This is a genomic window from Umezawaea sp. (assembly GCF_057122925.1).
The window spans coordinates 117,839-138,955 of the sequence record NZ_DBNGPQ010000039.1; the positions used below are offsets into that span (position 1 = coordinate 117,839).

Here is a 21,117-nt window from a genome sequence, read left to right on the forward strand (position 1 = left end):
CTTGCCCTGCCCTGCGCGTTCGCGTTCCTGGGTCGTATGGACTATGGGGGTCTTTGCAATGCGCGATGCTTCTGTGCGCACGCACTACGATTGTATTGGAATTGGCGCTGGCCCGGCCAACCTGAGTTTGGCTTCACTTCTGCACTCCCGTCCGGAGATCACGAACCTCTTCCTGGAAAAAAGGGCTGAATTCGGCTGGCACGACGGTCAACAGTTACCAGGAGCGACGCTTCAGGTGTCGATGCTCAAGGATCTGGTCAGCCTGGCCGATCCGACGAGCAAGTTCTCGTTCCTGTCCTACCTGCACTCGTGCGGCAAGATCTACCACTTCATCAACGCCCAGTTCGACGCGGTGCCCCGCCAGGAGTTCCGCAACTACATGCACTGGGCGAGCGACCAGAACGAGAACGTCGTCTTCGGCGAGGAGGTCCTCTCCGTCGACTTCGACCAGGTCTTCGTCGTCCGGACCAACAAGCGAACGCTGACCGCGAACAACATCTCCGTCGGCGTCGGCACCAAGCCGTGGGTGCCCGCCGTCGCGCAGCTCGGTGAGCAGCAGTTCCACGTCAGCGACATCGTCGAGCTGGGGGCGAACCTGCGGAGCAAGCGGGTGTGCGTGGTCGGCGGCGGGCAGTCCGGCGCCGAGGCGTTCCTCGACCTCATCAGCAGGCCCGAGCACGAGCGGCCGCGTCGCGTGTCCTGGGTGACCAGGCGGCGCAACTACTTCCCGATCGACGATTCGCCGTTCACCAACGACTTCTTCGTGCCGAGCTACTCGGACTACTTCTTCAACCTCGACCGGGCCAAGCGGGAGGAGTTCATCTCCCAGCACGTGCTCGCCAGCGACGGGATCTCCGAAGCCACCCTGAGGGAGATCTACCAGCGCATCTACGTGCTCAGGTTCATCGAGGGAGCACACGACGCCGTCGCCCTCTACCCGAACCGCGAGGTGTTCGACGTCGGTCCCGGCAGCGGGCAGAACGACCTGGCGATCAAGGTGTCGAACAGCAACCACCCCGGTGTGGTGGGGCAGGTCGACGCCGACGTGATCGTGTGGGCGACCGGGTTCCGGTCCGCGCCGTCGGACTTCCTCGACCCGATCGCGCACCGGTTCGAGCGCGAGGGCGCCGAGCTGAGGATCGACAAGGACTTCATCGTGCGGTGGGACGGTCCCTCCGACCGCAACGTGTTCCTGCACAACGCGGCACCGACGCAGCGGGGCCTGCCCGACCGGAACCTCAGCCTCATCGCGTGGCGCAGCCAGCGCGTCGTCGACCGGCTGCGCGGTGTCCGCAGCGACGAGCAGCTCGCGTCGTTCATCGAGTGGTCGGCGAAGCTCGGCACCGAGGACGCCACGAAGGTCGTGTTCGGATGAGCGGGCCCGACGTCGACGTCGCGGTCGTGGGCGGCGGGATCGTGGGCTGCCTCATCGCCCGCGAACTCGTCGCGCGCGCACCGCACCTCGCGGTCACCGTGCTCGACCGCGACATCGCCGGGTCGGGAGCCAGCAGGAGGTCCGCGGGCGTGCACTTCCCGCGCGGGGCAACCCCGCGCGTGCGGCGGATGACCGAGTACAGCCACCGCCACTACGAGCGGCTGGCGGAGTCCGACCCGGCGCTGCCGATCTTCCCGCTCGCCGCGTCGGTGGTGTCCGCGGACGCCGCGGCCGTGACCGGCGCGTACCTGGAACTGGCTCGGCCCACCGAGCGGCCGGACGGCTCCTGGGACGTGGCCGGGTGCCACTACGCCGATGTCGGCGCGCTGACCACCGTGCTCGCCGGTGAGCTGCGGTCGCGGGTCAAGTTCCGCGAGGGTGTCGCGGTGACGGCCGTCGAGCCGGGGCCGGACGGGGTGCTGCTCCGGCTGGGCACCGGCGAGTCGCTGCTCGCGGGGCGGGTCGTCATCGCGCCCGGTCCGTGGGTGCACGCGCCCGCCTGGCGCGACCTCCTCGAACCGCTGGGCGTGCGGGTGAAGCAGGTCGTCGCGCTGCACGTCGACCAGGTGCCCACCGCCGAGGACCGCCTCGTCGTGTTCCAGGACGTCGACGCGTTCCTGCTGCCCATGGCGCACCGCGGCCACCAGCTCTTCAGCTTCACGAGCAAGCACTGGGACGTCGTGCCCGACGAGTTCACCGACGGGCTCAGCGAGCGGGCGCTCGCCGAAGGACGCGAGGTGCTCGGGCTGCTCGCGCCGCGGCTCGTGGAGCGCACCACGTCCGGTCGGGTGTTCTGCGACGCCTACAGCCCCACCGGGGAGCCGCTCGTGCGCACGGTCGACCCGAGCGGTCGGGTCGTCTTCGCGGGCGCGGCCAACGGCTCCGGATACCGGCTCGCTCCGGCCATCGCGGCGGAAACCGCCGACCTACTCCGCATCGGCTCAGGACAAAGGATCAGCGCGTGATCGTCAGCCAGTACAACACCGACGAGCTGTCCAAGGCGTTCGGCATCGACATGAGCTCGGAGTCCGGGTTCGGACCCGGCGCGGGCTGGGGCCGGGTCGTCCCCGGTGCCTCCAGCGATCCGCACCAGCACGACGAGACCGAGGTCTTCGTCATCGTCCGCGGCACGGGCGAGCTGGTCGTCGACGGCAGGCGCAGCCCGGTCGCGCCCGGCACCGTCGTCCGGTTCGAGCCGTTCGAGACCCACGTCATCGAGAACACCGGCGACGAGGACCTGATCTTCTTCGACCTGTACTGGCGGGACCCCGCGGAGGCGACCTCGGCGGCCGCGGGCAGGAACCGGTTCGGCGACCGCCCCGTCTTCGTCTTCTCCACGCCGCCGACGCCGAACGGCGACCTGCACCTCGGGCACCTGTCCGGGCCGTACCTCGGCGCGGACGCGTTCGTCCGGTTCCAGCGGCTCAACGGCGTCAACGCCTGGCACCTCACCGGCAGCGACGACTACCAGAGCTACGTCGTCGACCGCGCCGAGCGCGACGGGAGGTCCCCGGCGGAGACGGCGGCGCACTTCTCGTCCGAGATCGCCGAGACGCTCCGCATGATGGACATCGAGGTCGAGCAGTACACGGTCACGAACGCGGACGAGACCTACCGCGCGGGCCTGCGGCGCTTCTTCTCCCGCGTGGTCGAGTCCGGTGTCGTGCGACCGCTGGAGGCGCCCGCGCTGCTCGACGACGAGACCGGCGAGTACCTCTACGAGGTGGGCGTGTCCGGTGGCTGCCCCGGTTGCGGCAACGGCACGAACGGCAACATCTGCGAGGAGTGCGGCGAGCCGAACGTCTGCGCGGACCTGGTCGACCCCCGCACGCGGCGCACCGGGAACCCCGCCGCGCACGGCGTGTCGACCCGGTACTCGTTGCCGCTGCACGAGTTCCGCAAGGAGGTCACCGCCCACCACAACCTCGGCCGGGTGCCCGCGCGGCTGCGCGAGCTGACGCACCGGGTGTTCGCCCGCGAGGAGTTCGAGCTGCCGATCACCCACCCCTCGCAGTGGGGCGTGCCGCCCGCTGAGTCCGGTGTGGACGGTCAGGTCATCTGGGTGTGGCCGGAGATGGCGTACGGGTTCCTGCACGGCATCGAGGCGCTCGGCAGGAAGCTCCAGACCGGGTGGCAGGCCGACGCACCCGAGCAGGACTGGAAGGTCGTCCACTTCTTCGGCTACGACAACAGCTTCTACCACGCGCTGCTCTACCCCGTGCTCTACTCGCTCGCGTTCCCGTCCTGGCAGCCCGACATCGACTACCACGTCAACGAGTTCCTCCTCCTGAACAACGAGAAGTTCTCGACCAGCCGCAAGCACGCCATCTGGGGCAAGGAGGTGCTGACCCCGGAGAGCGTCGACGCGGTCCGCTACTTCCTCGCGGGCACGCGGTCCGAGGGCAGGCGGACGAACTTCGACCCGACCCGGTACGACCAGGTGCTCGGCGACACGCTGATCGGGTCGTGGCAGCGCTGGCTGCACGAGCTCGACGGTCGGGTGCGCGAGTGGTACGGCGGCGTCGTGCCGGACGCGGGTGTGTGGACGCCGGAGCACGTCGCGTTCCTCGACAAGCTGGCCAACCGGCTGTCCGCGGTCACCGGCGGACTCGGTGCGGACGGCTTCTCGCTGAACCGCGCCGCCGCCGAACTGGACGGCATCGTGCGGGACGTGCGCGAGTTCGCCGAGTTGGAGCACCAGGTCGCGGGCATCGACACCTGGAAGGACGAGACCCGCAGCGTCGTCGCGCTCGAACTGGCGGCCGCGCGGCTGCTGGCGAGCGTCGCGGCACCGGTCATGCCGGGCTTCGCCGCCCGGCTCACCGCCGCGCTCGGCCTGCCGGGGGCGACCACCTGGCCGACCACGGTCGAACTGGTCCCGGCGGGCACGCCGATCGAGCTGGGGGTCACCTTCTTCCACGGGGGGACCGCCTGATGCTCGACGTCGTCAACGCGATCGCGTTGCAGCGCAACACCGACACCCGGCACCGCTTCCACCACGCGCACGAGGGCGAACTCCGGTCGCTGAGCCTGGCCGAGGTCGACGCACGGGCCACCGCGGTGGCGCTGCGGTTGCGGGAACTCGGGATCGGCCGCCGCGACCGGGTCGGCATCATGGCCCGCAACAGCCGCGAGTGGGTGCTGCTCGACATCGCGGTGCTCAAGCTCGGTGCCGTCACGGCGGGGTTCGAACCGGGGCGGTTCGACTCGGAGGAGGTCGTGCGCGACTTCGGTCTCTCCGCGCTGTTCACCGACTCCCCCGACGCCGACGGGCGGGTGGTCCTCGACATCGCCGTCATCGCCGACTGGGCGGGTGACGGCGCGGAGAGCGAGCCGCTGCACACCGGCTACGACGCCGCCGACATCTGCGCGATCAAGTTCACCTCCGGCAGCACCGGCATGCCGAAGGGGCTTGAGGCGACCGTGGCCAGCGTCAACAGCGCGCTGGACGCGACGCAGGACATGTTCGCCCACGGTGACGGCGACAACCTGCTGGTGTTCCTCGGCAACTGGTTCCTCCAGCAGCGGTACTGGATCTACTCCGCGCTGGTCTTCGGGCACGACGTCACGCTCGCGTCCGTCGACGACGTGCTGGACGTGGCACCGCTCGCGGCGCCGACCGTCGTCATGGGCGTGCCCGGCTTCTACGAGGACGTGAAGACGCGCATCGAGGCCACCGGCGCCACCCCCGGCACCGAGGTGATCCAGAAGTGGCTCGGCGGCCGGATCCGGTACCTGTGGACCGGTTCCGCGCCGGCGAGCCGGGCCGTGCTGGAGTTCTTCAACGACAACGGGGTGCCGCTGTACGAGGGGTACGGTCTCAACGAGACGTGCATCGTCTCGAAGAACCACCCCGGCGCGTTCCGGCTCGGCAGCGTCGGCAGGGTGCTGCCGGGCAAGAGGGTCCGGTTCGACCAGGACGGTGTGCTCATCGTCGGCAGCACGCACCCGATCAACACCAGGTACACCTGGTCGGCTCCGGGCGTGAACGAGAAGACGTTCCTGCCGACCGGTGAGGTGAAGACCTACGACGTCGGGTACGTCGACGACGACGGCTTCCTGTTCGTGCAGGGCCGGGTGGACGACGTCATCGCGCTGGGCACCGGGTACAACGTGCTCGCGCCGATGATCGAGCACCTGGTGCGCGAACACCCGGCCGTCCACGAGTGCGTCCTGCACGGCAGCGGCAGGCAGTTCCTCTCCGCGGTCGTGTCGCCCGCCTCACCCGACGTCGACGAGGCCGACCTGCGCCGGTTCGTCCGGTCGCTCAACGAGGGCCTGCTGGAGGAGCAGCGCGTCCAGGCGGTCGTGCTCGCGGCGGAGCGGTTCTCCATCGAGAACGGGATGCTCACCGGCCAGTTCAAGCCGCGGCGCAAGGACATCCACACCCGCTACGCGGCCGAACTGGAGTCGATCTACGCGGGTGCGTTGCCCGACGACGTCCCCCTGCTGGTCACCGAGCAAGTCAAGGAGCACGCATGAGCTGGGACAAGTTCACGGACCTGGTCCTCACCAACAGCAGGGTCGAGCTGCGCCGGGTGCGGATCACCGACAGGGAGGCGTTCGAGCGCATCTCCTTCGACGAGAGCATCTGGACGTACTTCGTGTCCCGGATCTCGACGCAGGACGACCTCGACCAGTTCATCGAGACCGCGGTGCGCGACACGCTCACCGGGACCCGCATCGTGTTCGCCATCATCGACCGCGAAACCGGTCGGGTCATGGGCAGTTCCGCCTACGGCAACCTCAACGAGGCGGACCGCAGGCTGGAGATCGGCTGGTCGTGGGTGGCACCCGAGGCGCGCCGGACCGGCGTCAACCGCGGGGCCAAGCTCGCGCTGCTGGACCACGCGTTCGGCGAGCTCGGCTGCGAGCGGGTCGAGTTCAAGACCGACGTGCTGAACACCGGCGCCCGCGACGGGCTCAAGGGGATCGGCGCGACCGAGGAAGGCGTGCTGCGCAGCTTCAACTACATGCCCGGTGGGCGCCGTCGCGACGTCGTCTACTACAGCATCCTGCGCAACGAATGGCCGTCCGTGCGGCAGGAGCGGTTTTCCGCGCTCGGCACGTGAGGCGAAACCCGGGGGAGGACAATGAACACGGAAGAACTGACGTTCGTCGTCGGTGAGCACCGGCTCGCCGCCACGAAGGTCCTCGGCGACGACGGGCGCGCCCCGAGCGTCGTGCACCTGCACGGGCTCGGGCCGACCGCGGACCGGCACGGCGTCCGCTACCTGCTCGACGAGCTCGCCGAACACGGTCACGGGTCCCTGACCTTCGAGTTCTCCGGCAACGGGGACAGCACGGGCGTGCTGGAGGAGTCCACGCTGGGCATCCGGCTCGCCGAGTCGCGGGCGGCGGCCGCCCAGCTGGGCTCCGACGAGGCGCCGGTGGTGATCGGCACCAGCATGGGGGCGCACCTCGGTGCGGCGCTCGTGCCCGAGCTGCGGCCACGAGCACTGGTCCTGTTCGTGCCCGCCGCGTACCCGGCGGGCTCGGACGACGACCGCTTCTACGACACGCTCGCCAAGCCGGGCAACCACCCGGACTCCCCCGCGTTCGCGGGGATCCGGGAGTTCGACGGCGACCTGCTGATCATCGCGGGCACGCACGACCAGGTCGTGCCCCCCGACGTCGTGGACGGGTACGTCGCGAACGCGGTGCGCGCCCGATCGGTCGACGTCGTCGAACTCGACTGCGACCACTTCGTCCACCGCTGGCTCCCTGCACAGGACACCGTCCTGAACGACGTCCACAAGGCGATTCTGCAGGTCGTCTCCGCACACATCTCACGCTGACACGAAAGGCAATCGAGTGGTCATCGAGGAAAACATTCTCCGACGCCATGACAGGGAGAGCCAGGACGCCGTCGAGGCGGGCTTCCAGTCCGGCCCCCTCGTGGACGCGCTGGCTTCGGCGCCCGTCCTGGAGACGCGCGGCGGCCTGTCGAAGGAGGAGTTCGACGAGGAGTACCGCACGCGGCTCCGCCCGGTCGTGCTCAAGGGCTTCGTGAAGGACTGGCCGTCGGTGCAGACCTGGTCCTTCGAGCACCTCGCGCAGCGGTGCCCGGACGTCAAGGTCACCGTCAACAGCTACAACTCGAAGGAAGCGCGCACGGTCACGTTCCCCGAGTTCGTCACGCTGCTGAAGGAGAACGAGGGCAACACCGAATCGCCCCTGTACCTCCAGGAGTGGTACTACCAGACGAACGCGCCGCAGATCGCGGCCGACATGCCGGAACTGGACGTCGCGCAGTACGACTTCCGGCAGGACCTCTACGGCGAGAAGGCCTCCACGAACCACCAGCTGTGGCTGGGCCAGGAGGGTGGCGTCACCCGCCTGCACCAGGACTCGTACTCGGTCGACGTGATGCACGCGCAGATCGTCGGTTCGAAGCGCTGGTACGTCATGGGCCCGAAGGCCGAGCTGCGCCTCGGCGCGGACGGCAAGCCGGACTGGGACGGGCTGCTCAGCTCGCCGGACACCCAGCTGCACCAGTTCGACCTCATGCCGGGTGACCTGCTGTACCTGCCCGCGAACTGGTTCCACCGCATCCAGTTGCTGAGCAACTCGATCGGCCTCGGCCGCAAGTGCCTGGACCAGGCGCACCTGCGGGTGCACATCAAGCAGCGGATGAACGAGCTGCTCGCGCTGCTGCTCAACTTCGACGAGGTCAAGGAGACGCACCCGGAGCTGGTGCCGGTCCTGATGTCCCGCAGCCGGGCGTTCGCCGACCGTCTGGGCGTCGACCTGTCGAGGCTGCGCCCGTAGTCGCACGAGTTCCCCGGACCCCCACGGGTCCGGGGAACTCGACTTTCCGAGGAGATTCGTGGTGAAGCACGTTCTGGTGGTTGGTGGACCCAGCTCCACCCTGGACAAGCTGGACAAGCTCGGGGTTCGGTACTCGATGGTGCAGATCCCGCGCATGGTGGACGAGCGGCAGTTCGGCGGTGCCGAGCGCTACGCGGTGCTCGACTACCGCGACCTCGGCGAGCTGTCCGCGGTCGCGCGGGCGTGGCACGCCATCGATCCCTTCGACGCCGCGGTGTCCTTCACCGAGTACGGCCTGGAGCCCGCCTCCCGCATCGCCCGCGATCTCGGCATCGCGGGCGACAACCTCCGCGCGGTGCTGGCGACGCGGGACAAGACGAGGACGCGCGCGCTGCTCAACGAGCACGGCCTGAGTTCCGTCCGGCACCGCGTGTGCGCGACCCTCGAGGACGCCCGCGCGTTCTTCCGCGAGCTGGGTGGCGATCCCATCGTGCTCAAGCCCACCGACGGCGGGCTCAGCGAGGGTGTCTTCGTCGTCGAGGCGGAGGACGAGCTCGACGAGCGGTGGGCGTGGACCAGCGCCGCCGCCTCGGGCACCGTGCTGGCGGAGGAGTTCCTGAACGGTCCCGAGTACAGCGTGGAGACGATCTCGTTGGACGGTGCGCACGAGATCGCGATGATCACCGAGAAGCTGACCACCGAGCTGCCGCGGTTCGTCGAGCTGGGCCACCAGGTGCCCGCCCGCCTCGACCCGGCCGTGCGCGCGCGGGTCGAGACCCTGATCCTCGACTTCCTCGACCTGATCGGCCAGACGACCGGCCCCGTGCACACCGAGGTCCGCGTGACGGCGGCCGGGCCGAAGCTCATCGAGTCCCAGACCCGCGTGGGTGGCGACCAGGTCTGGGAGCTGTGCGAGATGGTGAGCGGCATCGACCTGATGGCCGAGGGGATCGCCCGGCAGGTCGGGCTGCCCGCACCGGCCAGGACCCCGGTCGCGCCCGCCGCGGCGATCCGGTTCTTCGGCCACGAGAACGTGCGCGTGCTCGACGTCCAGGACGTCGCGTCGGCCGAGGGCGCGCGCGGTGTGGTGCGCGTGGTGTGCTCGCTGGAGCCGGGGCAGGAACTCGGGCCGCTGGAGTCGTCCAACTCCCGGCAGGGTTACGTGCTGTGCACCGGTGACGACCCGGAGGACGCGGTCGCGAACGCCGAGGCCGCTCGTCGCCTGGTGCGGGTGAAGGTGGAACCGCTGGCATGACCAGGACCGCACCGCCGCCCGTCGACAGCGCCTACACGCGCCGGGCGACGACCTACGTCGTCACGCACTACCTGCTGGTGTACCTGGGGTACTACGGCGTGGTGTCCACGCTGGTGGTCGCGTTGACGGCGGCCTCGTTCAACACGGCGCAGATCGCGGCGCTGGTCGTGGTGTTCTCGCTCACCAACAAGATCGCGAACATCCCGCTGGCGCCGTGGCTCGACCGCATGCCGGCCGCGCAGTCGGTGCTGCTCGGCTGTTCGATGGCGGGCGTGGGCTTCGTGAGCCTCCGCTTCTCCTCCGGCATGACGATGACCGTGCTGTCGCTCGCGTTCGCCGGCGCGGGCATCTCGATCAACGCGCTGGCGACCAAGCAGCTCGCGGCCGCGGCCAGCGACCGGATCGCCAACCACTCCACGCTGTTCTCGCTGATCAGCATGGGTGTGAACATCGCGGCCGCGGTCGCGGCGCCGGTCGCGCTGTTCTTCGTCGACCGCGAGATGCACGACCAGGTGCTGCTGGCCATCGCGGCGATCTACGTGGCCGCCGGCGTCGTGGCGTTCCTGCGGCGCGACACCGTGCGGACGCGGCGGACCACCAAGGCCACCTCGTTCCGCAGGTACCTGGACGTGCTGGTGGAGCCGGGGATGCGCCGGTTCCTGCTGATCAACTCGTTCTACTGGATCATCTACGGCCAGCTGTTCACCGTGCTGGCGGTGTACGTCTCGTCCACGCTGGGGTCACCGAGGCTGCTGGGCTGGCTCTACACGGGCAACGCGCTGCTGGTGGTGTTCCTCCAGCTGTTCGTCACCCGCTTCGCGAACAGGGTCGCCAAGGGCAGGGCCCTCACCATCGTGGTGCTGTCGTACGGGCTGTTCGCGGTGTCGTTCCTGACGCCGCAGCTGGTGCCGGGCTACCTCGGCGCGGTCCTGTTCGTCGTGCTGTTCACGATCGCCGAGATGATGTTCGTGCCGAGCGGTGACGTGCTGATCGTCGGCCTGATCAACCCGGAGAGCCGGGCCGTGGGGTACAGCCTGTTCGCCATCAGCACCGCGCTGGGCGAGGCGCTGGGCTCCGGTGCCGGTGTCGCCGCGTACCGCTACCTGGTCGACCAGGGCCGGGGCGGCTGGTTCTGGGTGGCCGCCGCGGGGCTCGCCGTGGTGTTCGCCGTGATCACCCAGAGCTTGCGGGGCACGTCCCTGGCGGGCAAGTGATGGTTTGATCGACGCATGGTTGAGGTGAGCCCGTTGCGTCAGGACGATCGAGCGGCATGGGAGGTGCTGGCCCGCGCGTACAAGGACTTCTACGACACCGAGGTGCCGGACACCGGGTACGACGAGGCGTGGCGCCGTCTCGGGGAGGGCACGGAGCTGTTCGGCTTCGCGGCCCGGCTGGACGGTGAGGTGGTGGGCATCGTGCACTACCTGTTCCACGCCAACGTCTGGTCGCCCGGCGCGTGCTACCTCCAGGACCTGTACGTGGACGAGAGGGCGCGGGGCCACGGTGCGGCACGCGCCCTCATCGAGCGGGTGGCGCGGGAGACCGAGGAGCGCGGGCTGTCGCGGCTGTACTGGAACACGAAGCAGGACAACGCCCTCGCCAGGGCGCTCTACGACAAGGTGGCCAGGTTCCGGGGTTTCATCACCTACGAGTACAAGTTCGACTGACACCGCACGCGAGAGGCCCTCGACCGCACTGGTCGAGGGCCTCTCGCGCTGGTCGCGGGTGACCGCGCCGCACCGGCCTCGGGGTCAGCGCGGCGACGCCGAGAACGGGTCCGCCATGCCGACGACCACCTTGCGCGCGCCCGTGAACGGGGCACGGCCGTGCGCGGCGAGCATGTTGTCGAGCAGCAGGACGTCCCCCTCCCGCCACGGGAACTCGATCATCTCCGCGTCGTAGGCCGCGCGCAGCTCGTCGAGCACGTGCGGCTCGATCTCGGCACCGTCGCCGTAGTAGGTGTTGTTCGGCAGGTTGTCGGCGCCGAGCGCGTCGGTCAGCGCCGCCGCCATGTCCGCGCCGAGCGTGGAGACGTGGAAGAACGTGATGTGGTTGAACCACACCCATTCCCCGGTCCTCGGGTGCTGGGACACCGCGGTGCGGTGCTGCCTGGTGCGCAGCTCCCGCGCGGAGCGCCACTCGGTCTCGATGCCGTTGGCCGCGCAGTACCGGTCGACCTCGGCCGGGTCGTCGGTCTGGAACGCCTCCTGCCAGCTCAGGCCGAGGCCCGAGCCGAAGTTGCGCACGTAGAGGTAGCCGCGTTCGGCGAAGTCGTCCCTGATGCGGGCCGGGATCCGGTCGTGCACGCGGCGGCAGTCCGCGATCGGCGTCATGCCGCCCCCGCTCGCCGCGGTGAGGCAGCAGAAGCAGATCCGCAGCGGCCAGACGAGGTTGTAGGACTGCTCGTTGTGCAGGTAGATCCGCTCGTGCGACGGGTGGTCGGTCGAGGTGAACACGTTGCCGTGCACCGCGTGCCGCGGCGAGGAGCGCTCGACGTAGTCCAGCGGCTCGCCGCAGACGGTCCGGACGACCCGCTCGAACGCCTCCGCCGTGACGCCGCCGAACCCGCGCAGCAGCACGGCGCCGTAGGTCGAGACCCGGTCCTGGAGCAGGTCGCGGGCGTCGGACGCCCAGTCCACCAGGTCGGGGGGCGATCCGACCGGCTCGACGACCAGCGGCATCGTCCGTCCGTCGACCAGCAGTCCCTCGGTGATCTCCAGCCCGGCGGTGGTGTGCTCAGCCATGGCAGTCCTTCCCGGCCGCCGCCCGTGGCGCGCGGCAGTGGTGGTCGAGTCCTCGTCGGGTGCCGCCGCTAGGAGCGCTGGGCTCCGGGCAGACCGCGCGGCAGCGACCAGGTGAGCAGGAGTGCGGCCACGGTGACGCCCGTGACCACCCAGAACGTGACGCCGAAGGCTTCGGCGCCGCCCGAGCCGATCTGCGACTGGAGCACGACGGCGAACAGGGCGGCGCCGAACGAACCGCCCACCCGTTGCAGGATGTTCATCGCGGAGGAGGCGCGCGGGATCGCCGAGTCGGGCAGACCGCCCTGGAACACCGCGGCCATCAGCGGGCTCACCGCGAGACCGAGTCCGGCGCCGCGCACCAGGAGCGCCAGCCACAGCAGCACGGGGTGCGGGTCGGACGGCAGCAGGGCGAACACCAGGGTGGCCAGCGACATCACCGAGAGACCGGCCAGCATCGCGGGGCGCGGACCGAGCTTGTCGGACAGCTTCCCGCCCAGGAACAGCATGAGCAGCATGCCGACGCCGTGCGGCGCGACGTCGAGACCGGCCTGGAGCGCGGTGTGTCCCCGCGCCTGCTGGAAGTACAGCGGGAACAGGTAGACCGCGCCGTAGAGGATCGTCCCGCAGACGACCATCATCGCGGACAGCGTCCAGAACCACCGGGACGAGAACAGCCGCAGGTCGATGATCGGCGTCACCGTGGTGCGCAGCGCGTGCACGACGTAGCCCCCCAGCAGGGCGAGCCCGCCGATCACGGAGACCAGCACGGCGGTCGAGGTCGCGCCCGAGGTCGGCACCCGCGACAGCCCGTAGACCAGCAGCGCCAGGCCTGGCGAGAGCAGCATCAGGCCGACGACGTCGAGCGTCTTGTCCCCCGCACCCTCGTCCGCGGGCAGCATCCGGGCCGCGATCACGCCCGCGACCAGGCAGATCGGCAGGTTGATGTAGAAGATCCACCGCCACCCGACGGTGTCCACCAGCAGGCCGCCCAGCGTGGGGCCGAACACCGAGGCGAACTGGGTCGGGATCGTCACCAGCGCCATCAGCCTGCCGACCCTGGTCGGACCGGCCGCGCGGGCGAGGATCATCTGCGCGAGCGGCACGATCATCCCGCCCCCGAAGCCCTGCACGACGCGGAACGCGATGAGCGAACCCGCCGACCAGGCCAGCCCGCACAGCAGCGAGGCACCGACGAACAGGCCCAGTGCGGACAGCCACATGGTCTTCGCGCCGAACCGGTCCACCGCCCACCCCGTCACCGGGATGACGGTCGCGATGCCGAGCAGGTAGCCGGTGATGATCCACTGGATGGTCGACACCGGCGTCGCGAAGTGCGCGCCTATGCCGTTGAGCGCCACGGAGACGATGGTCGCGTCCAGCGCGGCCGTGAAGGTGCCCACCGCGATGACGGCACCGAGCACGACCAGGCGGCGGTCGATCCGCTCGACCTCCGACACATCACTTGGCATGGTGGCATCTCCCCAGAGTCACTTGTAGACACCATGGCGGGTCACCGCCCGTACGTCAACACTCTTGCGCGGAGCCGAAAACACCCCTTCGGCTCGGGTGCGAACCCTGGTGTTGTTGTGCCATAGTCGGAAAGAAGCCGCGGTTCCACCGAACCCGGCGACACTGGGGCAACTACTGGGGAGTAGCAACCTTTCGCCGTGGCAGTGCCACGTGGAACGCCGTCGACGACGCACGCCTTGACGACGGTCCCGAGAAAGGATCGTCATGCACGACAGGCCTAGACCATCCGCGGCACAACTGTCCACAATGGACTTGAGTGATCCGGGGACGCACGCCGAGAACGACCTCACCGACGCGTGGCGGGAGCTTCGGGCCGAACAGCCCGTGCACTGGCACGCCCGGTCCGGTGGCAGGAGGGGGTTCTGGGTGTTGAGCCGGTACGACGCCGTGCTCGCGCTGCACCGCGACGACCGCTTCACCTCCGGGCGGGGCAACGTGCTCGACACGCTGCTGGCGGGCGGGGACTCCGGCGCGGGCAGCATGCTGCCGGTGACCGACGGGCCCCGGCACGCGGCCCTGCGGCGGTTGCTGCTCAAGGCGTTCACCCCGCGCGCGCTCGACGCGATCGGGGACCAGGTCCGCAAGACCACCCGCGGGCTGCTCGACGACGCGCTCGCCGCGGGCGAGGTCGACTTCGCGCTCGACGTGGCCGCGCACGTCCCCCTCGCCACGATCTGCGACCTGCTGGGCGTCCCCGAGGAGGACCGGCGGTTCATCCTCGACCAGACCAAGCAGGCGCTGGGCTCCGAGGAGGGCGGGCACTCGGCCGACGACTCCTGGCTGGCGAAGAACGAGATCCTGCTGTACTTCGCCGAACTGGCCGCGCAGCGGCGCGACGTCCCGCACGCCGACGTGGTGAGCCTGCTGGCGACCGCGCAGGTCGACGGCGTGGACCTCAGCGACGCGGACGTGGTCCTCAACTGCTACAGCCTGATCCTCGGCGGCGACGAGACCACCAGGCTGACCATGACCGGCGGCGTGCTCGCGCTGATCGAGCACCCCGACCAGTGGCGTGCCCTGCGCGCCGGTGACGTCGGGCTCGACGAGGCCGTCGAGGAGGTCCTGCGGTGGACCACCGCGACCACCCACCTCGGCCGCACCGCGCTGGTGGACACCGAGATCGACGGCGTGACGATCGCCGAGGGCGACGTCGTCACCGGCTGGACCTCCTCGGCCAACCGCGACGAGCGCGTGTTCACCGACCCCGACCGGCTCGACCTCGGCCGCAAGCCCAACCGGCACCTGGCGTTCGGGCACGGCCCGCACTTCTGCCTCGGTGCCCACCTCGCACGCGTGGAGATCGGTGTGCTGCTCGACGAACTGCGCTCGTCCGTCCGCTCCGTGCGGCAGACCGGCGCCCCCAGGTACTTCCACTCCAACTTCCTCTCCGGCGTGAGCAGCCTGCCGGTGGCGCTGGAGGCCGTCCGATGACCGACCTCATCACCCTCTTCGAGGCGCGGGTCGACGCGGACCCCGAGCGGACCGCCGTGGAGTTCGGCCCCTGGACGTGGACCTACGGCGACCTGGACGCGCGCGCCAACCGGCTGGCCAACCACCTGGTCGAGGCCGGGGTGGCCCGCGGCGCGTTCGTGGGGATCTGCACCGACCAGCGGTCGGACATGGTGGTCGCCGCGCTCGCGATCCTCAAGGTGGGCGCGGTGTACGTGCCGCTGGACGTCACCTACCCCGCCGAGCGCCTCGCCTGGATGGTGCGCGACGTCGGCCTCGCCGCCGTGGTGACCCAGCGCAGGTTCGCCGATCTGCTGCCCGCCACCGGGACCGCCGTCGTGCGGCTGGACGTGGACGGGCCGCGGATCGCCGCGGCGTCGCCCGCGCGCCCCGGCGGCCAGTCGGCGACCACCCCGGTCTGCCTGATGTACACCTCCGGCTCGACCGGGCTGCCCAAGGGCGTGCTGGTACCGCAGCGGGGCGTGGTGCGGCTCGTCGTGGACGCCTGCTACCTCACCGTCTCACCGGTCGACCGGGTCGCGTTCGCGGCGCACTTCTCCTTCGACGCCGCGCTGCTGGAGGTGTGGGGCGCGCTGCTGAACGGCGCGTGCCTGGTGGGGCTGCCCAAGGACGTCCTGGTCTCCCCGCGCGACCTGGCCCGGTTCGTCCGGCGCACGCGGATCAGCACGATGTTCCTGACCACGTCGCTGTTCAACGAGGTGGTGCGGGCGGACGCGACCGCGCTGGCGACGGTCGCGCGGCTCCTGGTCGGCGGTGAGGCCGCCGACCCGGACGCGATGCGCGCCGCGCTCGCCCACCACGGCGGCGGGGAGCTGCTGAACTGCTACGGCCCCACCGAGGCCACGACGTTCGCGGCCGTGCACGAGGTCACCGCGGTCGACCCCGGCGCCCGGTCGGTCCCGATCGGCACGGCCATCGACGAGACCGTCCTGCACGTGCTGGACGAGCGGATGCGGCCGGTCCCGGACGGCACGACCGGCGAGCTGCACATCAGCGGCTCCGGCGTCGCGCTCGGGTACTGGCGGCGGCCCGCCCAGACGGCGCTCGCGTTCGTGCCCGACCCGTTCGCCGGGGACGGCAGCCGGATGTACCGGACCGGCGACCTGGTGACCCGACGGCCCGACGGCGTCCTGGAGTTCGTCGGCAGGGTGGACGACCAGGTCAAGGTCCGCGGGTTCCGGATCGAGCTCGGCGAGGTCGAGAACGCCCTGCGCGCGCACCCGGCGCTCGACGCGGTCGTCGCCGCGGTGCGCGAGGAGCGGCCGGGCGACAAGCGGCTGGTCGCGTACCTGCTGCCCGGCGCGCGGGCGGCCGAGCACGTGCCCGCCACCGAGCTGTGGCGCACGCTGTTCGACGAGACCTACGCGGGGCCGGGTGCCGGTGGTCCCGGCATCGACGCGACCCGCTGGACCAGCAGCTACGGCAAGCCGTTCAGCGAGCTGGAGATGGAGGAGTGGCGGCTGAGCACGCTGCCCCTGCTGCGCGGGCTGCCGCACGACAGCGTGCTGGAGATCGGCTGCGGCGCGGGCAACGTGGCGCGCGACCTCGCGGCCGAGACCCGGCGCTACGTCGCGACCGACTTCTCCGCGTCGGCGCTGGAGCGGTTCCGCACCCGGATGTCGCGGGACGGCCAGCGGATCGACCAGCTGGAGCTGGTGCTCACGGCCGCGGACGACCTGTCCGGGATCGACCCGGACCCCGTCGACATGGTGCTGCTGGAGTCCGTCGTCCAGTTCTTCCCCGACCTCGACCACCTGCTGCGGGTGCTGACCGACGTCACCTCCCGCGTCCGCGACGGCGGCGTCGTCGTGGTCGCCGACGTGCGCAACCTGGCCCTGCTGGAGCACTTCCACGACTCGGTCGGCGACGACCCGGAGTTGGAGGACGAGCTGGTCGTGCACCCCGCGTGGTTCCGGGCGCTGCCGGGTCTCCTCGACCGGATCGGCCACGTCGAGGTGCGGCACAAGCGCGGCACCGTCGCCAACGAGCTGACCCGCTACCGCTACGACGTGGTGCTGCACGTGGCCCCGGCCTCGGCGGCCGAACCGGTCGAGTGGCTGGACTGGTCCGACGTGGGTGACCTGGAGCGACTGGCCGCGCTGGTGGCGGGCACGCGCCTGCTCGCCGTGGCCCGCGTGCCCAACGCGCGGCTGACGGCGGGCGGGGTGGAACCCGAGGACCTGTGGGTGCTCGCCGAGGGCGCGGGCCGCACGGTCGACGTGCTGCTGTCCGATGTGGACGCGATGGACGTCGTCTTCTCCCCCGCCACCGAGCCGCGACCGCTGGTGGCGCAGCGAGAACTCGACCGGCCGGACGTCCTGGCCAACGAGCCGCGCGCGGGCAGGCTGCGCCGCAGGCTGCCCGCGCTGGTGCGCGAACTGGCGCGGACCGCGCTGCCGCCGCAGATGGTGCCGAGCGCGTTCGTCGTGGTGGACCGGTTCCCGTTGTCCCCCACCGGCAAGGTGGACCGGGCGGCACTGCCCGCACCGGGCAGGACGGCCGCGGCGGAGGTCGCGCGGTCGACCCGGGGCGCGGTGGAGGACCTGATCGCGCGCATGTGGTCGGAGGTGCTCGGCGTCGACGAGGTCGGCGTGCACGAGAACTTCTTCGACCTCGGCGGGCACTCGCTGCTCGCGACCCAGGTGGTGTCGCGGATGCGCACCGCGTTCTCGGTCGACCTCCCGCTGCGCGAGATGCTGGACGGCCCCACCGTGGCCGGCCTGGCCGAGGTCGTGCGCGGCCTGGCGGGCACGGGTCGTGGCAGGAGGCTGCCCGCGGTGCGGGCGAGGCGGCACGAGGGCGCGAGCGCGCCGTCGTTCGGGCAGGACCGGTTCTGGTTCCTGGACCGGCTCCAGCCCGGCAACGCGCTCAACAACCTGGCGCTGGGCTTCCGGCTGCGGGGCGCGCTCGACGTCGACGCGCTGCGGTCCGCGCTGGACGTGCTCGTCGCCCGGCACGAGGCCCTGCGGACCGGCTTCCAGACCGTGGACGGCGGCCCGAGGCAGGTCGTCGTGGAGCCGGTCCCGATCGTGCTGCCGATCGTGCCGCCGGGCGAGGACCTCGACGCGACCCTCAGGGCGGAGGCGCGCAGGCCGTTCGACCTCACCGCCCCGCCGCTGGTGCGCGCACTGCTGGTGGCCATGGGCGAGCGGGACCACGTCCTGCTGATCACCGTCCACCACATCGTGTCCGACGGCTGGTCGCTCGGCGTGTTCTACCGCGAGCTGGCCGCCGCGTACGCGGGCGAGGCGCTGCCGGACGCGCCGCCGGTGTCCTACCGGGACTTCGCGGACTGGCAGCGGGACCGGATGACCGGCGACGTGCTGGCGGGCCAGCTCGCCTACTGGCGGGAGCAGCTGGCCGGGGCGCCGGAGCTGCCCGCGCTGCCGACCGACCGGCCGCGTCCGGCCGCGCAGTCCTTCCGGGGCGCGACCCACCGGTTCACGCTGGCGCCGGACCTGGTGTCCGCGCTGGAGGAACTGGCCAGGCGCCGGGAGGCGACCCTGTTCATGGTGCTGCTGGCGGCGGTCAAGGCCGTGCTGCACCGCTACACCGGCGAGCACGACGTGGTGCTCGGCACCCCCATCGCCAACCGGCTCCGACCGGAACTCGAAGGGGTGCTGGGGTTCTTCGTCAACACGCTGGTGCTGCGCACGTCACTGGCGGGCGACCCGACGTTCGACGACCTGGTCGACCGGGTGCGCGAGACGGCGCTGTCCGCCTACGCCCACCAGGAACTCCCGTTCGAGAAGCTGGTCGACGAGCTGGCACCCGCCCGCGACCTGAGCTACCCGCCCCTGGTGCAGGTGCTGTTCGCCCTCCAGAACACCCCCGGCGAAGGTCTGCGGCTGCCGGGGCTCGACGCGGAACCCGTGCACGTCGACCGCCGCGCGACCCAGTTCGACCTGGTGTTCTCGCTGGAGCAGGAGAGCGGCGGCGGCATCACCGCGACCATCGAGTACAGCACCGACCTGTTCGACGAGGCCACCGTGGTGCGGCTGGCCGGGCACCTGCGGACGCTGGCGGCCGGTGTCGCGTCCACTCCGGGCGCACCGATCTCGGCGCTCCCCCTGCTCACCGAGGAGGAGCACGCCCAGATCGCCGGGCTCAACGACACGGCCGCGTCCGACGACGGTCCGCGGCTGCTGCACCAGCTCGTCGAGGCGCAGGTCCGGCGCACGCCGGAGGCCACCGCGCTGGTGCACGAGGGCGAGAGCCTCACCTACGCGGAGCTGGACGCGCGCGCCAACCGCGTGGCCCGGTGGCTGAGGTCGCGCGGGGTCGGGCCGGAGAAGGTCGTCGCCGTCCTGCTGCCGCGCTGCCTCGACCTGCCGGTGGCGCTGCTCGCGGTGCTCAAGGCGGGCGGGGCGTACCTGCCGATCGACCTCGCCTACCCCGAGGAGCGGCGCGCGTTCATGCTCGCCGACTCGCGGGCGACCGTCGTGCTCACCGAGTTCGGGACCGCGCTCGACGAGGCCGTCGCGGGCCTGCCGGACGAGGACCCGCGCACCAGGGTCGACCCGGCGAACCCGGCGTACGTCATCTACACCTCCGGCTCCACCGGGCGTCCCAAGGGCGTCGTCGTGCCGCACTCGGGCGTGGTGAACCTGCTGGGCGACAGCACGTTCGCCGAGATGGTCCCGCGCGGCGAGCGGGCGAGCCTGTGGACGAGCACGAGCTTCGACGGGTCGGTCCCGGAGCTGTTCCTCGCCCTGGGCCGGGGTGCCGAGCTGCACGTCGTCCCCGAGCACCGGCGCACGGTGCCCGCCGACTTCGTGTCCTGGCTGGCCGAGCACGACATCAAGGCCGGGTACCTGGCGCCGTTCATGGTCGCCGAGGCCGCGAGCGCGCCCGCGCTGCCCGCGCTGCGCGGGCTGACGCTGGCGACCGAGCCGATCGCGGCGGGCACGTACGGCAGGCTCGCGGAGCGGCTGGACGGCTGCTACGTGGTCAACGCCTACGGCCCCACCGAGGCCAGCGTGGCGGCGAGCGCGTACGTGGTGCCGACTCCCCCGCCCGCCGACGGGATCCTGCCGATCGGCAGGCCGCTGCGCAACGTCCGGCTGCACGTCCTGGACGCGACCGGGGCGCCGGTGCCCGCCGGGGTGACCGGTGAGCTCTGGATCGCCGGTGCCGGACTGGCCCGCGGCTACCACGGCGACCCCGGTCTGACCGCGGACCGCTTCCGGCCCGACCCGTTCGGGCCGCCGGGCGGCCGGATGTACCGCACCGGCGACCTGGCCTGGCGCCGCGCGGACGGCGAACTCGTGTTCGCGGGCCGGGCCGACGACCAGGTGAAGCTGCGCGGGCTGCGGATCGAGCCGACCGAGGTGCAGGCCGCGATCGAGCGCCACCCCGGTGTGTCCGACGCGCACGTCACCGTCCACTCGGGGCGGTTGGTCGCCTACGTCGTCCCGGCGGACGGCACCGGTGTCGACGTGGACGACCTGCGGGCACGGCTCGCGGGGTCGCTGCCGCGGTTCCTGGTGCCGAGCCACTTCGTCGAGCTGGCCGCGCTCCCGCTGCTGCCCAACGGGAAGCTCGACCGCGAGCTGCTGCCCGCGCCGAGCACCGCGCGCTCCGGCAGGGGTCGCGCGCCCCGGACGGAGCTGGAGCGGCTGGTGGCGGGGATCTGGACCGACCTGCTCGGCGTCCGCGACCCGAGGGTCACGGACAACTTCTTCCGCGAGGGCGGGGAATCGCTCACCGCGGCCCGCGTCGTGGCACGGCTGTCGGCGGAGCTGGGGGTGGAGGTGCCGGTGCGGCTCGCGTTCGAGCACGAGACGCTCGGCGACCTGGCCGCCGCGGTCGCCGACGTGACCACCCGTCCGACGGCGTCGATCCCGCTGGTGCGGACGGCGCCGACCACGCTCGCGGAACTCGTCGCGGCCGACACGACCCGGAGGGCCTGA

14 protein-coding genes are annotated in these 21,117 nt (G+C 71.3%); 12 read left to right on the forward strand and 2 right to left on the reverse strand.

The window, feature by feature from the left end; translation table 11 throughout:
• The first annotated feature begins 58 nt into the window (after window positions 1-58).
• The 10 genes from AC156L_RS06245 (at window position 59) to AC156L_RS06290 (ending at window position 11,128) form a co-directional block, all read left to right on the forward strand.
• The gene (locus tag AC156L_RS06245; protein ID WP_330876316.1) at window positions 59-1,375 is read left to right on the forward strand and encodes a lysine N(6)-hydroxylase/L-ornithine N(5)-oxygenase family protein; all 1,317 of its coding nucleotides are present in this window, start codon (window positions 59-61) and stop codon (window positions 1,373-1,375) included.
• Window positions 1,372-2,400: an NAD(P)/FAD-dependent oxidoreductase gene (locus AC156L_RS06250; RefSeq protein ID WP_330876317.1), complete on the forward strand. Its 1,029-nt coding sequence runs from the start codon at window positions 1,372-1,374 to the stop codon at window positions 2,398-2,400. The genes AC156L_RS06245 and AC156L_RS06250 overlap by 4 nt, the downstream gene beginning before the upstream one ends.
• Window positions 2,397-4,370: a class I tRNA ligase family protein gene (locus AC156L_RS06255; RefSeq protein WP_330876318.1), complete on the forward strand. Its 1,974-nt coding sequence runs from the start codon at window positions 2,397-2,399 to the stop codon at window positions 4,368-4,370. The genes AC156L_RS06250 and AC156L_RS06255 overlap by 4 nt, the downstream gene beginning before the upstream one ends.
• The gene (locus tag AC156L_RS06260; protein WP_330876319.1) at window positions 4,370-5,917 is read left to right on the forward strand and encodes an AMP-binding protein; all 1,548 of its coding nucleotides are present in this window, start codon (window positions 4,370-4,372) and stop codon (window positions 5,915-5,917) included. The genes AC156L_RS06255 and AC156L_RS06260 overlap by 1 nt, the downstream gene beginning before the upstream one ends.
• Window positions 5,914-6,507: a GNAT family N-acetyltransferase gene (locus tag AC156L_RS06265; protein WP_330876320.1), complete on the forward strand. Its 594-nt coding sequence runs from the start codon at window positions 5,914-5,916 to the stop codon at window positions 6,505-6,507. The genes AC156L_RS06260 and AC156L_RS06265 overlap by 4 nt, the downstream gene beginning before the upstream one ends.
• Window positions 6,508-6,528: 21 nt before the next feature.
• Window positions 6,529-7,233 (forward strand): alpha/beta hydrolase, encoded by a 705-nt coding sequence (locus tag AC156L_RS06270; protein ID WP_330876321.1) that lies wholly within the window; start codon window positions 6,529-6,531, stop codon window positions 7,231-7,233.
• A 16-nt stretch (window positions 7,234-7,249) separates the two neighbouring features.
• A complete protein-coding gene (locus AC156L_RS06275) occupies window positions 7,250-8,206 on the forward strand; it encodes a cupin-like domain-containing protein (protein WP_330876322.1) in 957 nt (318 codons plus the stop codon).
• 61 nt (window positions 8,207-8,267) lie between these two features.
• Complete coding sequence (locus AC156L_RS06280) at window positions 8,268-9,461, forward strand: ATP-grasp domain-containing protein (RefSeq protein WP_330876323.1); 1,194 nt, start codon at window positions 8,268-8,270, stop codon at window positions 9,459-9,461.
• Window positions 9,458-10,675: an MFS transporter gene (locus AC156L_RS06285; protein ID WP_330876324.1), complete on the forward strand. Its 1,218-nt coding sequence runs from the start codon at window positions 9,458-9,460 to the stop codon at window positions 10,673-10,675. Before AC156L_RS06280 ends, AC156L_RS06285 begins: the two co-directional genes overlap by 4 nt.
• 24 nt (window positions 10,676-10,699) lie before the next feature.
• The gene (locus tag AC156L_RS06290; protein ID WP_330876538.1) at window positions 10,700-11,128 is read left to right on the forward strand and encodes a GNAT family N-acetyltransferase; all 429 of its coding nucleotides are present in this window, start codon (window positions 10,700-10,702) and stop codon (window positions 11,126-11,128) included.
• 84 nt (window positions 11,129-11,212) lie between these two features.
• On the opposite strand, the gene AC156L_RS06295 is transcribed toward AC156L_RS06290, so the two are convergent.
• Window positions 11,213-12,205 carry a TauD/TfdA family dioxygenase gene (locus tag AC156L_RS06295; RefSeq protein ID WP_330876325.1) on the reverse strand — a complete coding sequence of 331 codons (993 nt, stop codon included), beginning with the start codon at window positions 12,203-12,205 and terminating at the stop codon, window positions 11,213-11,215.
• Window positions 12,206-12,273: 68 nt separating this feature from the next.
• Window positions 12,274-13,674 carry a DHA2 family efflux MFS transporter permease subunit gene (locus AC156L_RS06300; protein WP_330876326.1) on the reverse strand — a complete coding sequence of 467 codons (1,401 nt, stop codon included), beginning with the start codon at window positions 13,672-13,674 and terminating at the stop codon, window positions 12,274-12,276.
• 307 nt (window positions 13,675-13,981) lie between these two features.
• Here AC156L_RS06300 and AC156L_RS06305 point away from each other — a divergent pair, with 307 nt between their 5' ends.
• Together AC156L_RS06305 and AC156L_RS06310 are read left to right on the forward strand one after the other, a co-directional pair.
• Complete coding sequence (locus AC156L_RS06305) at window positions 13,982-15,166, forward strand: cytochrome P450 (protein WP_330876327.1); 1,185 nt, start codon at window positions 13,982-13,984, stop codon at window positions 15,164-15,166.
• On the forward strand, window positions 15,163-21,117 hold the full coding sequence (locus AC156L_RS06310; protein WP_330876328.1) for an amino acid adenylation domain-containing protein: 5,955 nt from the start codon (window positions 15,163-15,165) through the stop codon (window positions 21,115-21,117). Before AC156L_RS06305 ends, AC156L_RS06310 begins: the two co-directional genes overlap by 4 nt.

Excerpts from the sequence above, each read along its gene's own strand:
- AC156L_RS06285 (WP_330876324.1), top strand. The coding sequence starts at position 9,458 with ATGACCAGGACCGCACCGCCGCCCGTCGACAGCGCCTACACGCGCCGG.
- AC156L_RS06300 (WP_330876326.1), bottom strand. The coding sequence starts at position 13,674 with ATGCCAAGTGATGTGTCGGAGGTCGAGCGGATCGACCGCCGCCTGGTC.
- AC156L_RS06265 (WP_330876320.1), top strand. The coding sequence starts at position 5,914 with ATGAGCTGGGACAAGTTCACGGACCTGGTCCTCACCAACAGCAGGGTC.
- AC156L_RS06250 (WP_330876317.1), top strand. The coding sequence starts at position 1,372 with ATGAGCGGGCCCGACGTCGACGTCGCGGTCGTGGGCGGCGGGATCGTG.
- AC156L_RS06260 (WP_330876319.1), top strand. The coding sequence starts at position 4,370 with ATGCTCGACGTCGTCAACGCGATCGCGTTGCAGCGCAACACCGACACC.
- AC156L_RS06305 (WP_330876327.1), top strand. The coding sequence starts at position 13,982 with ATGGACTTGAGTGATCCGGGGACGCACGCCGAGAACGACCTCACCGAC.
- AC156L_RS06245 (WP_330876316.1), top strand. The coding sequence starts at position 59 with ATGCGCGATGCTTCTGTGCGCACGCACTACGATTGTATTGGAATTGGC.
- AC156L_RS06310 (WP_330876328.1), top strand. The coding sequence starts at position 15,163 with ATGACCGACCTCATCACCCTCTTCGAGGCGCGGGTCGACGCGGACCCC.
- AC156L_RS06270 (WP_330876321.1), top strand. The coding sequence starts at position 6,529 with ATGAACACGGAAGAACTGACGTTCGTCGTCGGTGAGCACCGGCTCGCC.
- AC156L_RS06295 (WP_330876325.1), bottom strand. The coding sequence starts at position 12,205 with ATGGCTGAGCACACCACCGCCGGGCTGGAGATCACCGAGGGACTGCTG.